The 14186-nt window shown below is 63.7% G+C and carries 16 protein-coding genes and 1 tRNA gene; 8 read left to right on the plus strand and 9 right to left on the minus strand.

Features of this window, described 5'->3' with window-relative positions:
- Nucleotides 1–56 precede the first annotated feature (56 nt).
- Genes K3146_RS12785 through K3146_RS12800 form a run of 4 tightly spaced genes read right to left on the minus strand, consistent with a single transcriptional unit; the run spans nt 57 to nt 2046 of the window.
- Entirely contained in the window at nt 57–698 is a 642-nt protein-coding gene (locus tag K3146_RS12785) for a DUF1109 domain-containing protein (protein ID WP_221546695.1), read from the minus strand.
- Complete coding sequence (locus K3146_RS12790; RefSeq protein WP_221546697.1) at nt 699–1229, minus strand: sigma-70 family RNA polymerase sigma factor; 531 nt, start codon at nt 1227–1229, stop codon at nt 699–701.
- A 27-nt stretch (nt 1230–1256) separates the two neighbouring features.
- Complete coding sequence (locus K3146_RS12795; protein ID WP_221546698.1) at nt 1257–1715, minus strand: DoxX family protein; 459 nt, start codon at nt 1713–1715, stop codon at nt 1257–1259.
- A gap of 46 nt (nt 1716–1761) precedes the next feature.
- Nucleotides 1762–2046, minus strand: a complete 285-nt coding sequence (locus tag K3146_RS12800) for a BufA1 family periplasmic bufferin-type metallophore (RefSeq protein ID WP_221546699.1) — start codon at nt 2044–2046, stop codon at nt 1762–1764.
- Between the two features lie 192 nt (nt 2047–2238).
- Between K3146_RS12800 and bufA2 the strand changes: the two genes are divergently transcribed.
- From bufA2 to K3146_RS12815, 3 genes are all read left to right on the plus strand, one after another.
- On the plus strand, nt 2239–2529 hold the full coding sequence (bufA2, locus tag K3146_RS12805; RefSeq protein ID WP_221546700.1) for a BufA2 family periplasmic bufferin-type metallophore: 291 nt from the start codon (nt 2239–2241) through the stop codon (nt 2527–2529).
- A 102-nt stretch (nt 2530–2631) separates the two neighbouring features.
- Entirely contained in the window at nt 2632–3477 is an 846-nt protein-coding gene (gene bufB, locus K3146_RS12810; RefSeq protein WP_221546701.1) for an MNIO family bufferin maturase, read from the plus strand.
- Entirely contained in the window at nt 3474–4241 is a 768-nt protein-coding gene (locus tag K3146_RS12815; protein ID WP_221546702.1) for an HvfC/BufC N-terminal domain-containing protein, read from the plus strand. The genes bufB and K3146_RS12815 overlap by 4 nt, the downstream gene beginning before the upstream one ends.
- Here K3146_RS12815 and K3146_RS12820 read toward each other — a convergent pair.
- The gene (locus K3146_RS12820; protein WP_221546703.1) at nt 4238–5200 is read right to left on the minus strand and encodes an SDR family NAD(P)-dependent oxidoreductase; all 963 of its coding nucleotides are present in this window, start codon (nt 5198–5200) and stop codon (nt 4238–4240) included. The genes K3146_RS12815 and K3146_RS12820 overlap by 4 nt on opposite strands.
- Nucleotides 5201–5311: 111 nt before the next feature.
- The gene (locus K3146_RS12825) at nt 5312–6556 is read right to left on the minus strand and encodes a mechanosensitive ion channel (protein WP_221546704.1); all 1245 of its coding nucleotides are present in this window, start codon (nt 6554–6556) and stop codon (nt 5312–5314) included.
- A 110-nt stretch (nt 6557–6666) separates the two neighbouring features.
- Here K3146_RS12825 and K3146_RS12830 point away from each other — a divergent pair, with 110 nt between their 5' ends.
- From K3146_RS12830 to K3146_RS12840, 3 genes are all read left to right on the plus strand, one after another.
- The gene (locus K3146_RS12830; RefSeq protein ID WP_221546705.1) at nt 6667–7725 is read left to right on the plus strand and encodes an isoaspartyl peptidase/L-asparaginase family protein; all 1059 of its coding nucleotides are present in this window, start codon (nt 6667–6669) and stop codon (nt 7723–7725) included.
- 204 nt (nt 7726–7929) lie between these two features.
- Nucleotides 7930–8379, plus strand: a complete 450-nt coding sequence (locus K3146_RS12835) for a hypothetical protein (protein ID WP_221546706.1) — start codon at nt 7930–7932, stop codon at nt 8377–8379.
- A 123-nt stretch (nt 8380–8502) separates the two neighbouring features.
- Nucleotides 8503–10038: a tryptophan halogenase family protein gene (locus tag K3146_RS12840; protein ID WP_221546707.1), complete on the plus strand. Its 1536-nt coding sequence runs from the start codon at nt 8503–8505 to the stop codon at nt 10036–10038.
- Nucleotides 10039–10047: 9 nt separating this feature from the next.
- Here the strand turns inward: K3146_RS12840 and K3146_RS12845 are convergent, their stop codons facing one another.
- Complete coding sequence (locus tag K3146_RS12845) at nt 10048–10941, minus strand: prephenate dehydratase (protein WP_221546708.1); 894 nt, start codon at nt 10939–10941, stop codon at nt 10048–10050.
- A gap of 133 nt (nt 10942–11074) precedes the next feature.
- On the opposite strand from K3146_RS12845, the gene K3146_RS12850 reads away from it, so the two are divergent.
- Complete coding sequence (locus tag K3146_RS12850) at nt 11075–11752, plus strand: c-type cytochrome (RefSeq protein WP_221546709.1); 678 nt, start codon at nt 11075–11077, stop codon at nt 11750–11752.
- Between the two features lie 63 nt (nt 11753–11815).
- Here K3146_RS12850 and K3146_RS12855 read toward each other — a convergent pair whose 3' ends face one another.
- On the minus strand, nt 11816–12475 hold the full coding sequence (locus K3146_RS12855; protein ID WP_221546710.1) for an RlmE family RNA methyltransferase: 660 nt from the start codon (nt 12473–12475) through the stop codon (nt 11816–11818).
- Nucleotides 12472–13698, minus strand: coding sequence for a Ppx/GppA phosphatase family protein (locus K3146_RS12860; protein WP_221546711.1), 1227 nt, complete (start codon nt 13696–13698; stop codon nt 12472–12474). The genes K3146_RS12855 and K3146_RS12860 overlap by 4 nt, the downstream gene beginning before the upstream one ends.
- Before the next feature lie 176 nt (nt 13699–13874).
- On the opposite strand from K3146_RS12860, the gene K3146_RS12865 reads away from it, so the two are divergent.
- Nucleotides 13875–13948, plus strand: a tRNA-Gln gene (locus K3146_RS12865).
- The last annotated feature ends 238 nt before the right edge of the window (nt 13949–14186 follow it).

The following is a 14186-nucleotide window of genomic DNA, read 5'->3' on the forward strand; positions in this document are numbered from 1 at the left end:
GCGAGGGAGTGGCGGGCGAAGGACCTTTTTACAAGCCTCCGCCCGACAAAAGCGATTTACCAGCGGACCAGCGACGGGACCGCCAGGCGGCCGAGCAGGGCAGACAATGCGACCGGCGCCGCGTGCCAGATGGCGAGGTGGTCGATGCTGTCGATCGGGCAGGCAAGGCCATAGGCGAATGTGCCGATGGCCCCGGCTGCCACACCCGTGAGCGCGCCTGCGGCATTGAGCGAAACCGGCGCGCCCCGGCGCAGCCACAGGACCAGCGCGGCCGCCGTGATCAACCCGAACGCGCTCCCTGCAAGGAAGCATTCGAAGCCGTAAATGTCCTGCGATGCGGCAGAGAACAGCCCGCTGCCGCCGAGGACGAACAGCGCCGAGACCGGCAGCAGCACCAACATGGCGGCGGACCATCGCGCGCCTTCGTGCGTATTGCCGACGCGCGGGCTCGCCATACGCAGCACCGCAAGCGCGCTGGCTGCACCGACCAGCGCGAACATGCCATTGGCAAGGAAGAACAGGCCCGAAGCACGGCCCGCCATGATGCCGCGCCACAAGCCGTCGATTATTTCGACCAGCACGACGGTGGCAATCGCGGACATGGCAACGAGCGCAATGCCCTGCCACAGGCGGATGGGCTGGACGGGAGCAAGATCGCTCGCGAGTTCGTCGATCAGGGGATTGGGGACCCGGTTCATCTATTCGGCCTTTTCTACGAGCGCGGACAGTTTCTTCAGTCCGCGATGGATATTCACTTTGACCAGGCTTTCGCTCTGGCCGGTCTTGGTCGAGGCTTCGGCGATTGTCAGCCCCTCGATCTTTACGAGTTCGATGACTTCCGCCTGCTTGTCGGGCAGGTGGACGAAAAGCCTCTCGAGGCTCATGCGCGCCATCACCGCCTCTTCTTCGCTGTCCTCGTGCGCATCGTGATCGCCCAGCTCGTCTTCCGCCGAACGGTAGACCTTGCGCAGGTGATCAACCCAGCGATAGCGCGCGATGGCGGCGAGCCAGGGATAGAAGGCGCGGGAAGGATCCCAGGTGGCGCGCTTGGTGTGCACGGCCATCATCACCTCCTGCACGAGGTCGTCTAGCTGGGAAGGCGCCACGCGCTTGCGGTAGTAGCGCTCGAGCCAAAGCTGGATCTCGGCGAGCAGGGCGCGGTACATGCCCGCATCGCCTTTCTGCGAAGCGGCCATCATGCTGGCCATCGTGGCTTCATCTGCGATCATGGCGGCCTCTCCCCTTGTCCAGGCCTATCACTGCGTGCGCCGCGATGCGAGCAGCGCGTCGAGCGAGAACAGCCCGCCGCCGCGCGAGACGAGAATAGCAGCCATCGCGACCCACAAGATGTGCGTGGCCCACCAGGCGTCAGGGTAAACGAAGAACTGGATCACCAGCGTCATTATTAGCAGCGACAGCGCTGCAAAGCGGGTGAACAGGCCTGCCACCAGCAAGATGGGGAAGGCATGTTCGGCATAGGTGGCGAGCGGTACGGCGAGGTCCACCGGGAGGGGGAGGCCGGTGTATTCGTGTTCGAACAGGAAGTAGGTCGTATCGCTGATCGTCAGCGAGGTGCCTTCTTCCACCTTGGTCCGTCCCGATCGCCAGAAGATCCCCGCCAGCGCCACGCGAGTGACGAGCAGTGCAAGGCTTTCGGGCAGGCGGGAGGAAATCCATGCCGTCAGCCGTTCGTAGAGGGATAGTACGGTTTGCATTGCGTCGGTCTCGCTTGATGCTGGCGGAGAGGGGGCGCTCGAAGGATCAGCGCTTGATGGGGGTCAGCGAACCCTTGCCCTTGGGCGTTTCGATGGTTTCGCAGGTGCCCTTCTTCACGAGCTTCCAGGCATCGCCCTGGTAGTCGCGAGTGGAGGTCCCGGCGCAGCTCGTGCCCGGTCCAGCGGCGCAGTCATTCTTGCCAGCCTTGGCGACGCCGTAACATTTTTCCATCGGCGCGCGCTGGGCGGAAGCCGGGGTGCTGACGAGCGTGGCGGCGACACCGGCGGTAAGGGCGAGGCCGGCAAGGCGGGCAATCGATTGGCTATTCATGGCATGTCTCTTCCGTGTGAGTTGTTCGGTTATGTCCGGAGAGAATGTCGCCGGAACTGGCTTGTCATTCGGGGAAGATCGGCATGCGGTTACGCGCCGCGAAAATTTTTCTGCGCTGTAACCGGTGGGCGAGACGGCGCGAATGTCCCCTCGTGCACACCCGCACGACACATACATAAGGGATTTGATGCCATGAACACCGCCACCCGCAAGACCGCTGCCACCGCAGCCGCCGCAGCGGCCTTCGCACTTTCCTCGCTGTCGGCATTTGCTGCCGAACCGCCCGCAGGCAGCAGTGGAACCGCGATCAACGCCGAAGACACCGTGCACTGCTACGGCGTCCACAGCTGCAAGGGCCAGGCCGACTGCGCCACCAGCGAAAATGCCTGCAAGGGCCAGAACGAATGCAAGGGCCACGGCTTCAAGGCCATGAAGGCCGGTGAATGCCTCGCCAAGGGCGGCACGATCGGAGACCTGGGCTAAACCCGGGCTTCGATGGCGGCCCGGCGTTCTCGGGATTGACCCCCCCTAGTACCCGTCTCGCGCCGGGCCGCCTCCATTCCCGATCAACGACAAGGAAACCCGATGCACTCGATCGACCCCTTCCACGGCTTCGGTCTCGGCCTGCGCCGGACGCATTATGCCGATTTCCTCGAAGGTGAAGTGCCGGTCGATTTCGTCGAGGTGATCTCCGAGAACTACATGGTCGAAGGTGGCAAGCCGCTGCGCATCCTCGAAGAGGTGCGCGCGAAACACCCGGTTATCCTCCACGGCGTTTCGATGTCCGTCGGATCGGCCCACGGGCTTGACCACGACTATTTTGCGCGGCTGCGAAAGCTGGCCGAGCGTATCGAACCGCTCTGGGTTTCAGACCATCTGTGCTGGACCCGTACCAGCGCCCATAACAGCCACGACCTACTGCCGTTGCCGCTGACGCGTGAGGCGCTCGATGTCGTGTGCGACAATATCGACCACGCCCAGGAAGCACTCGGACGCGCCATGTTGTTCGAAAACCCGTCGAGCTATCTCACCTTCCCCGAGGACGAGATGAGCGAGTGGGAATTCCTCTCCGCCATGGCGCGACGGACCGGCTGCTACCTCCTGCTCGACGTCAACAACGTCTATGTCAGCGCGCAGAATCACGGTTTCTCGGCGCAGGACTACCTCGACGGCCTGCCCATGGACCGCGTGCGCCAGATCCACCTCGCTGGTCATACGCCCGCGACCGAGGATCGCCCGATTACGATCGATACGCACGACCGCGAGGTCTGCGACGTAGTCTGGGCGCTCTACGCCTCTGCAATCGCCCGCACCGGGCCGGTCGCCACCATGATCGAACGCGACGATGGCATCCCGCCTCTCGCCGAACTTATTGCCGAGCTCGACCGCGCGCGAACGCTAGCCGCGGCGGATGGAGCGATCGCAGCATGAGCGATCTAGCCGCCCGCCAGGCCGCCTTCATGGAGAGCCTGCTCGACGAAGAGCGAGCGCTGCCCGGCGATTGGGGTGCGCGCCATGCGGCCGGGATCGAGATCTATCGCAACAACTACCGTTCTGCGTTGGTCGAGGCCTTGCGCTCGAACTTCGAGCGGACCGAGAGGCTGGTCGGCGAAGATAGCTTCGCCCGCGCAGCCGCACATCACGTGATCACGCATCCGCCCTCGAGCTGGACCCTCGATCTTGCCGGCGAGGGCTTTGCGCAGACCTGCGGCGAGCTCTTTGCAAACGATCCCGAAGTGGCTGACCTGGCGTGGCTCGAATGGGCGATGCACCTTGCCTTCGTCGCGCGCAATGCAGAGCCGCTGTCGACCGAGAGCTTCTTGGAAGCTGCCGGGACTTTCGGCGAGGATGACTGGGTTTCGCTGCGCCTCGAATTCCTGCCCGGCCTGCAGGTGAGGCCCACGCGCCATGACCTGAAGCTCTTGTGGTCCTCGCTTGGCGAGGATGCCGGCGAAGTCGAGATTGCTTGCCACACCGACAAGGCGGCGACCATCGTCTGGCGCGAAGGCGAGCGCCCCGTCTTTATCTCGGTCGACGCGGCAGAAGGCCGCGCGCTCGAAGCTATGATGGCTGGCGCAACCTATGGCGAAGCGTGCGACCGGCTTGTTGAGGAGGCCGGTCCGCAGGCCGTCGAGCTGGCCGGCACCATGCTCCGTCGCTGGCTGTCCGAAGGAATGGTCGAGCGGATCGCCTAGAAGGCGAATTGCTGGCCGACCATTTCCTCGCTCATCGCCCACAGGCGGTCGGCATTGTCCTTGTCCACCGCATAGCTGCGTACACCGCCGCCGGTATCCTCATTGTCTTCGCTGGCGACGTGGCAGTCCTCGCAATAGAGCCCACCTGCGCCTTCCAGCTGGTCCGTCGTGGCAACCCAGCAGGTCGTGGCCGCGCCTTGCGGGATCGTCTTGAACGGCTGGGGCTCTTCGCCGCGTTCCTCGGCGGCCTTGCGGATGCGCGCGACGAGGTTCGCCATGTCCTCTTCGCTCATATGGCGACCGAGATTGGTGTGGATGCCGCCCGGATGGAGCGCGTAGGCGTGGATACCGCGTCCGGCGAGGCGATCTTCAAGCCCGACGGCGAACAGGACGTTGGCCGTCTTCGACTGACCGTAGCTCGTCCATTTCTCGTATTCGCGGTTCTCGAAATTGGGATCGTCGAAGTCGACCGGGGCGATGTGATGTCCGCGGCTCGAGAGGTTGACGATGCGCGGGCGCTCACCTTTCTCGACCAGCGGCATGAGCAGGTTCGTCAGCAGGAAATGGCCGATGTGATTGGTGCCGAACTGCATCTCGAACCCGTCGGCGGTCTTGGCCTCGTCGCAGGCCATCACCCCGGCATTGTTGATGAGCAGGTCGATCTTGTCGAAGCGCTCGTTCGCCTCGCTGGCCGCCTTGCGCACGCTGTCGAGCGAGGCGAGGTCGCACACCAGCGTATCGATTTTCGCACCGGTCTGCTCGGCAAGCGCATCGGCTGCGGCCGATAGCTTGGTTGCATCGCGGCCCGAGAGGATGACATGCGCGCCTTTGGCCGCCATGGCCCGCGCCGTTTCCTGTCCGAGGCCTGAGTAGCCGCCGGTGATCAGCGCGGTCCTGCCGCTCAGGTCCTTGTCGGCCAGAACCTCGTCGGCAGTGCTCGAAAATCCGAATGCGTCCATGTGTCGCCTCTCCTTGTTCGCGAGCGGCGTAGCACAAAGAATTGGGGGCGCGGAAATTTATCCCGCGCCCCCTGCATGACCCACGCTCCCGAAGGGTCGGTTGTTATCCGGTTACGCGCCCGGCGGCAGCGGATCGTCGCTCGTCGGTGCGGCAGCCTTGCGGCGTTTCGGAGTGGGCGCCGTGCCACCTCCGCCGAGGTCGCTGTCCATCTGTTCAAGCTTGCGCGCCGCCCAGTCGCGGCCGCCGAGGCCGAAGGCAAGCGCGCCTGCCACGGCCACGCCGCCGATCAGGATCGTCAGCGCATTGGCGGGGATCATCCCGCCGATGCCGGTGAACTGCAGGCCCATGAAGACGAACAGGATGATCGTCGCCCAGCGCACGATGGTGCCCGCCGTCGAACTCCCCGCATCGCCCGAGATGAGGCGGGCGAGGAGGTTTGCGATCAGGAAGCCGAAGGCAATCACCACCGCGCCGAAGATCACTCTTCCGCCCAACTCGAGCAGCTGGTCGAGGATCGCGGTCAGTTCGGGAAATCCGAGGATCCGCGTCGCGGCGATGGCAAAGAACAGGATGATCGCCACCTGTGCAATGCGGGCGATGATCCCGCTCGCCGTGGTCCCTTCTGCCACAAGGCCGCTTTCCGACAGCGCCCGGTCGACGCCGAGACCCGGCAGGATCTCCTTGGCGATCTGCACCACGAACTTGCTGATGAGATAGCCGATGCCGAGCAGCACAGCCGCCGCGATAATGTTCGGGATGGCCGCGAAGATCATCCGCAGCATGTCGGATGCCGGTTCGCTGATCGACTGGATTTCCAGCTGTTCAAGCGCAGCGATGGCGACCGGTATCGCGATCAGCACATAGGCGATGGTGCCGATGGTCTTGCTGATCGCGGTGTTGCCGGTGACATTGTCGACCCCGCCGCGATTGGCCCATTTGTCGAAATCGACAGCCTGCAGCGTGGTCACGACCAAATCGCGCACGATCCGCGCCACCATCATGCCGATGAAGAAGATCAGGCCGGCCCACAGGAGGTTCGGCAGGAAGTCGACGACATTCTCGAGCAGGCTGTTGATCGGTCCTGCGACCCCACCCAGCTCGAGGATGTTGAGAATGATCAAGAGGCCGAACAGCCAGATCAGAAGGCTGACGATCTTGCCGAGCGATTCCCCGAGCGAAACACCGCTGCCGGTCCCGCGCTTGAAGAAGTCGACCGTGTCTACGAGTTTGGCAAAAGCCCATTTCGCGGCCCTTGCCGCCAGCCATGTCGCGATCAGGGCGATGACTGCGTAAAGCAGCTTTTCACCCAGATCGAGCGCGACTTGCTCGTCGAAGCGATACCTATCGAAAATCATGAAACCTCTCCCCTTTCGGTTTCCGTAGCGTCGGGGCTAACACCGATGGCGAATTTATCCAAAAGCGCCTGTGGGATTGAGTGGATAACTTTTGGTGCTATCCCGGCGTAATGAGAGGATTTTTCACCCCGCTCGCTGCCGTTTTCGCGCTTGTGATCACGGCCATGTCGTCTCCCGCCATCGCGCAAAAAGCCGAGGGCCAATGGTCGTTGGCGATCCATGGCGGGGCGGGCACAATCGCCCGCGACAAGATGACGCCGGAAGAGGATGCGGCTTATCGTGCCGCGCTTCAGCAGGCGCTCGATGCCGGGGCCAAGGTGCTGGCCGAAGGTGGCGAGGCGCTCGACGCGGTCGAGGCGGTGATCCTGATCCTCGAAGACGATCCGCGTTTCAACGCCGGACGCGGGGCGGTGTTCACATGGGAAGGCGGACACGAACTCGACGCCTCGATCATGGACGGGCGCGATCGCGACGCGGGCGCCGTCGCGGGTGTGACGGGCATTCGCAACCCGATCCTGCTGGCGCGCAAGGTCATGACCGACAGTCCGCATGTGATGCTGGCGGGCGAGGGCGCGGAGGTTTTTGCGAGCGAACACGGGCTGGAGCGCGTGCCGAACGAATGGTTCGATACCGAATTCCGCCGCGAGGCGCTGGAACGGATGAAGTCGAGGTCTCTATCATCGCTCGATGTCGACACGAAGTTCGGCACGGTCGGCGCGGTCGCGCTCGACACCCATGGCAACCTTGCCGCGGGCACTTCGACCGGGGGGATGACCGGCAAGCGCTGGAACCGCATCGGCGACAGCCCTGTGATCGGCGCAGGCACCTATGCCGACAACCGCTCCTGCGCGGTCTCGGCGACGGGCTGGGGCGAGTATTTCATCCGCGTCGGTGTGGCGCATGAGATATGTGCGCGGCTGCGCTTCCTCGAGACGATGAACTGGCTCAGCATGAGCAGCACACCGGTGGGTGCCGAAGAAAGAACTTACATGGTTCAGCTCGTAGCAGACGAGGTAATGCGCGACGTCGCATCTCTCGGCGGAGACGGCGGGATCATCCTCGTCACGCCCGAGGGCCATGCGCTCTACAGCTTCAACACCGCCGGCATGTATCGCGGCCGCGCGACCAGCGAGGGCGTCAACGAGGTAGCTATCTACGGCGATGAATAGGGCGATTCGCCCTGCGCCCTGTTAATGTTCTCATGCAAGAAAGATTCCATATTTCAGCACCTTGCTGGCTCGCTTTGACTCGCCCCGAGAGCAGGCGCAGTGTCGCGCCAGCGTTGGGGGACTGCTAAAAAACCGCAACGGGCCGCTCTATGGCCCTCACGCCATCAATGGGTCGCAGAACCCAGTGAGTGAGGAATCATATCTATGAAACGCCTTTTGAAAACCGCCCTTTGCGCGTCCGTGCTGGCAATGGCCGCGCCGCAAGCCGCCTTTGCCCAGGATGAGTACCCGCTGAAAGGTGCCGAATGGATCGAAGTGACATCGATCGACATCCACGACGGTGCGGGTCTCAAATATGCGAACCACCTGGCCAGTGTGTGGCGCAAGAACATGGATTTCGCAGTCGAGCAGGGGTGGATCGAAAGCTACGAGATCTGGAGCAATACCCATGCCCGGCAGGGCGAGCCCGACCTCTGGCTGGTCACCCGCTTCGACCAGTTCGCGACAAACGAGGAATATGAGGATCGCGGGCGCAAGTATCGCGCGATGATGGAAAGCACTATCGAGCAATCGCAGGAAGCATCGGCCAACCGCGCCGAATACCGCACGCTGATGAGCGATGTGCTGATCAAGCGGCTCGTCTGGCGCGACTAGGCGGAGGAAACGGGTCGGACATTCGCGTCCGGCCCGCATTCCCGATCCACCGCACTGCATCGCTGCACCGGCCGGCAAGAGCGGACTTTCATTTTGCGGGCAGTTCCAGCACAAGCCCGATCCATGACCATGGACGGTGATAATTCTCAGCCCCAGGCGATTGCGGATGTACTGATAGTCGGAGGCGGTTCGGCCGGGTGGATGGCCGCCACCATGCTGGCTACCGCGCTCGGTCCCAAGACGAAGGTCACGCTGGTAGAAAGCTCCGCCATCGGCACCGTGGGTGTGGGCGAGGCCACGATTCCGCCGATCAAGAAGTTCAACCGCTTCTGCGGGATCGACGAGCGCGCCTTCCTCGCTGCCACGAATGGCACGATGAAGATCGGCATCGAGTTCGAGAACTGGGGCGGGCGCGGCGAGAAATACCTGCACGCCTTCGGCAATGTCGGGCGCGAGCTCGACGGGCTAGTCAGGTTGCATCACTGGTGGCGCATGGGACAATCGGCGGGGCTCGCCGATTATCCCGCCTGGGAAGACCTTTACCTCGCACGCCCGGCAGCAAACGCAATGCGCTTCGGCCTGCCGGGCCAGCCGACCGGCAATCCCGGCGACCGGCTGGTCCATGCCTACCACTTCGATGCGCAGCTCTACGCGCAGTTCCTCCGCAAGATTTCAGAGCAGCGTGGCGTCGCCCATGTCGAGGGCAAGATCGCCTCGGTAGGCCGCGATGGCGAGAGCGGTCATGTGACCCATGTCGTGCTCGACGACGGGCGCGAACTGGCTGCGGACTTCTTCGTCGATTGCACCGGCTTTCGCAGCCTCCTGCTCGGCGAGGCGATGGAGGAGCCGTTCGAAGACTGGTCGCGCTGGCTGGCTTCGGACAGGGCGCTAGCCGTGCCGAGCGCGCCAGACGAGCGCGGCATCATCCCGATCACCCGTTCGATCGCGCACAATGTCGGTTGGCAATGGCGCATCCCGCTGCAGAACCGGATCGGCAATGGGCATGTTTATTCGAGTGCGTTCTCGACCGATGAAGCGGCGGAAGAACGGCTGCTTTCCGGTCTCGACACGCCAGCCAGGGACACGCCGCGCCTGATCTGCTTCACCACCGGGCGGCGCAAGAATGCGTGGTCGGGCAATGTTGTGGCGATCGGCCTGTCGGCGGGTTTCCTCGAGCCGCTTGAATCGACCAGCCTCCACCTGGTGCAGACCGGGCTGGAACGATTGGTCGACTTCTTCCCCTCGCGCCGGATCGAACCGGCTTTGCGGGATCGCTACAACGTGCTGGTCGAGCAGGAATGGACGCAGATCCGCGACTTCATCATCGCGCACTACAAGGTGAACCAGCGCGGCGATTCCGAGTTCTGGCGCCACTGTGCGTCGATGGACGTACCCGATACGCTTACCGAGCTACTCGAGCTGTGGGAGCATCAAGGCAGGCTGACGATAGACGGCGGCCACCTGTTCCAGCTGGGATCGTGGTCGCAGGTGCTGATCGGCCAGAACCTGTTGCCCAAAGCGGTCCATTCGCTGACCAACCGAACCAGCGCGGAGGCCGCCGCACGCGATATACGCCAGATTGCGGCCAGTCTCCGCGCCCGGGCGGAAGGCCTGCCGCTGCACAAGGACTTCCTCGAAAGCTATTGCGCCGGGTTCTAGCGGGATGCGCTAGCCGCGTTTCCTCGCCTGCGCATAGCTTCCGAGCAGGCGCACTTCGTTAGTCTGGAATTCCAGTTCCTCGAGCGCGGCGTCGACGCGCGGGTCTCCCGGCGCGCCTTCTATATCGGCGAAGAACATGGTCGCGGCGAAACTCGCACCCTTCTGGTAGCTTTCCAGCTTGGTCATGTTGACGCCGTTCGTGGCAAAGCAGCCGAGCGCCTTGTAGAGTGCTGCGGGCACGTTCTTCACCTCGAAGATCATGGTCGTCATCGCGGTCTCTGCCTCGATCGACGCGGGATCACGAGGTTCCTTCGCCAGCACCACGAAGCGCGTGGTGTTGTCATGAGCGTCCTCGACCGCTTCCTCTATGATCTGGAGGCCGTAGAGTTCCGCAGCCATCGGCGGGGCGAGGGCGCAGAACTTCGGATCCTGCATCTCCGCCACATAGGCCGCCGCGCCTGCCGTGTCGGCATGAGCGAGCGCGACGATACCGCGTTCCTGCAGGTAATGGCGCGACTGGCCCAGCGCTTGCGGGTGACTGTAGGCCGCTTCGAACGGTCCTGGTCCGGTAGCCATCAGCGCGTGGGTGATCGGCATGAAATGTTCGGCCACGATCGACAACCCGCTTTCGGGCAGCAGGAAGTGGATGTCCGAGACCCGTCCGTGCTGGCTGTTCTCGATCGGGATCATCGCGCAACCCGCGCGCCCGCTATCCACCGCGTCGAGCGCGTCCTCGAAACCGAGATAGGGCAGGGGAAGGCATTCGGGGTCGAACTGCATTGCCGCCTGGTGCGAATTCGAGCCGGGCGCACCGCCGAATGCGATGGCGCGCGCAGGATCGGACGCGGCGGCTTGCCGCATCGTGTCGACCATGTCGACGGCGGGCTGGGCGAAAGTACGCATGGGGGCCGTGTGTTAGCGGCCATTTTGCCGCCTGCAAGCTCTATTGCCACCTGTGCACTTGCGCGAGCGGGCGCGCGGCACTAGAGCGGCGCCCAACCAACAGATCACACGGATTCACGCAGGCAATCACGCAATGGACGACCGTTTCAACACCATTTCCGGCTGGGTTCTCTTCTCGGGCATCGTCGCGCTCGGCGCCTCGATCGCTTCGGGCATGTATTTCCATGCCGACAGCTACGATTATCCCGAAGGTCTCGAGCCGGGTTACTTCGTCGAAGGTGAGACCGAAGGTCCAGTCGCTTCTGGCCCGAGCCTCGCCGAAGTTCTGCAAACCGCCGATGCCGCCGCCGGCGAGCGTGTATTCGCCAAGTGCACCGCCTGCCACACAATCGATCAGGGTGGCGCCAACGGCATCGGTCCCAATCTCTACGGCATCATGGGCAAGGCCATCGGCGGTGGCGCTGCCGGTTTCGCCTATTCCTCGGCTCTTTCGGAAAAAGGCGGTGAATGGAGTTGGGAAAACATGGACGCGTGGCTGGAAAGCCCGCGCGGCTTTGCCAATGGTACCAAGATGAGTTTCGCCGGCCTGTCGAAGATCGAAGACCGTGCCAATGTCATGGAATTCATGGCAACCTACGGCGGCGCACCGGCCAAGCCGGAATACGTGCCAGCCGCTGAAGAAGGGGCCGATCCTGCCGTAGCAGGCGAAGAGCCGAGCGAAGCCGAAGCCGCCGGTGCGATGGGCGCGGACGAGCCGGTCGCTGCGGCCAACGCCGCAGGCGACAACGAAGGCGCGACCAAGATCGACTGATCCCCGGTCTCCCAAGTCAAAGAAAAACCCCGCCAGCGAGCGGGGTTTTTTGTGCCCGCTATCTCAGCCCTTGAACCCCTGGGCGATAACGTACCACTCGCTCGATCCCTTGCGGCTCGCAGGCGGCTTGGCGTGCTTGACCGTCTTGAAATGCTTCTTGAGCAGGTCGAGCAGGTCCTTGTCGGTCCCGCCGGCCAGCACCTTGGCAAGGAAGGTCCCGCCTTTCTCGAGGTTCTCGACCGCGAACCAGGCACCGGCCTCGACCAGGCCCATGGTGCGAAGATGGTCGGTCTGCTTGTGGCCGACGGTGTTGGCGGCCATGTCGCTCATCACGAGGTCGGCCTTGCCGCCCAGCGCCTCCTCGAGAACGCGCGGGGCATCGTCGTCCATGAAATCCATCTGGAAGATCTCGACACCCTCGATGGGCTCGACTTCCAAGAGGTCGATGCCGACGACCTGCGCCTTGGGCACGACCTTGCGCGCCACCTGCGCCCAGCCGCCCGGCGCGATGCCGAGATCGACGATACGTTTCGAACCTTTCAGGATGCCGAACTTCTCGTCCATTTCGATCAGCTTGTAAGCCGCGCGGCTGCGGTAGCCGTCGGCCTTGGCCTGTTTGACATAGGGATCGTTGAGCTGGCGCTGCAGCCAGCGGGTGGAGGATTCACTCCGCTTCCGCGCAGTGCGAACCCGCGTGTCCTTGTCCTTGCCCGAACGGCTCATACGTCCTGCTCCCGCATGCGTTGGAGTGCCGCGCGGCTGCGCTCGCCCGTGGCATCGGCGGCCATCAGGCTGCGCAATATGCCCTCGCGAATGCCGCGGTCGGCCACGCCCAATTGCTCGGATGGCCAGATATCGAGAATGCTCTCGAGGATCGCGCACCCTGCCACCACAAGGTTCGCGCGGTCGTCGCCAATGCAAGGCAGCTGGCGCCGATCGTCGCCGCTCATATGCGAGAGCTTGTAGGAAATGTCGCGCATCGCCTGCGAGGGCAGGATCAGCCCGTCGACCGCCTGCCGGTCGTATTGCGGCAGTTCGAGGTGGAGACTGGCCAGCGTGGTCACCGTCCCGCTGGTGCCCAGCAGGCGGATCGGATGCTCACCCTCCGCAAAGTCGCGGATACGCTGGGCGAAGGGGCGGAAGCTGTCGAGCACGGTCTTGCGCATGCGGCGGTAGCGGTCCAGCCGCAGCTCCTCGCTGTCGTCCGACCCGGTGATCGTGTCGGTCAGCGAAACCACGCCCCAAGGCACGCTCATCCAGTCGAGGATGCGCGGCACTGCGCCGCTCGGTTCGACCAGCACCAGCTCGGTGGATCCGCCGCCGATATCGAAGATCACCGCGGGGCCCTCTCCATCCTCGAGCAGGATGTGGCAGCCCAGCACGGCGAGCCGCGCCTCTTCCTGCGCGGATATGATGTCGAGCACGATGCCGGTTTCCTTGCGCACGCGCTCGATGAACTTCGGGCCATTGGCGGCACGGCGACAGGCTTCGGTCGCGACCGAACGGGCGAGGTGGACATGACGGCGGCGCAGCTTCTCCGCACAGACATGGAGCGCGGCGAGCGTGCGCTCCATCGCCTCGTCAGAGAGGCGGCCGCTTGCCGCGAGGCCTTCACCAAGCCGCACCACGCGGCTGAAGGCATCGATCACTGTGAAATTCTCGCCCGAAGGCCGCGCGATCAGGAGGCGGCAATTATTGGTGCCGAGATCGAGCGCGGCATAGGCCTGCTTGCGTCCGCGCGAGAATTGCGGGGTGGAAGCGGAAATCTGTTCTTCGAATGGATTGTCACCGCGCGGCTTGGCCTTGCGGCTGGCGCCCCCCTGTTTCTTGGGGCGCTTGTCGGGCCGGGAGGGACGCTTGTAGCGGAAATCGGCTACCTTGCCGGACGTGCCGCCCCTGTTCTTTCCGTGCCCCCGTTTGATGTCCGGCGGATTGCGTTCCGCCATGGGGAATTCTTTCTGTTCCTCTTGCGCAAAACCACCCTGCGCAAGGACCTGACTGTGACGCTAGCGCGACAGGGCGGAAGGGGCAAGCTCGGGCTTGACCTCGCGCGCGCACGAAACTAGATGCGCGGCCTCTCTCCGGCCCGCGGTTGATTCTCCCGCAAGCGCCGGACGGCTGATGCCCCGTCGTCTAATGGTAAGACTACGGACTCTGACTCCGTCAATTGAGGTTCGAATCCTCACGGGGCATCCACTGCTTTACCTTTGACAGGACAACCTGCCCGCTGGGACAGAAGTGGGCTGCAGGGGTTCCCTACCAGCCCAACGGGAAAGCTTCTCCGCGTTCCACTCTCCTGATTTCTCCAAACTTGCTGCAGTTCGACATTCGGTGGCGCCATAGGTGCCGCAACTGGCAGAGAAAACTGCAGGTCGGATGGATAATGGGGAATTGGACGGACCGCAGATATGCGAGGACGTTTCTGCCGCCAATC

It is taken from the genome of Qipengyuania vesicularis, assembly GCF_019711415.1.
GTDB lineage: Bacteria > Pseudomonadota > Alphaproteobacteria > Sphingomonadales > Sphingomonadaceae > Qipengyuania > Qipengyuania vesicularis.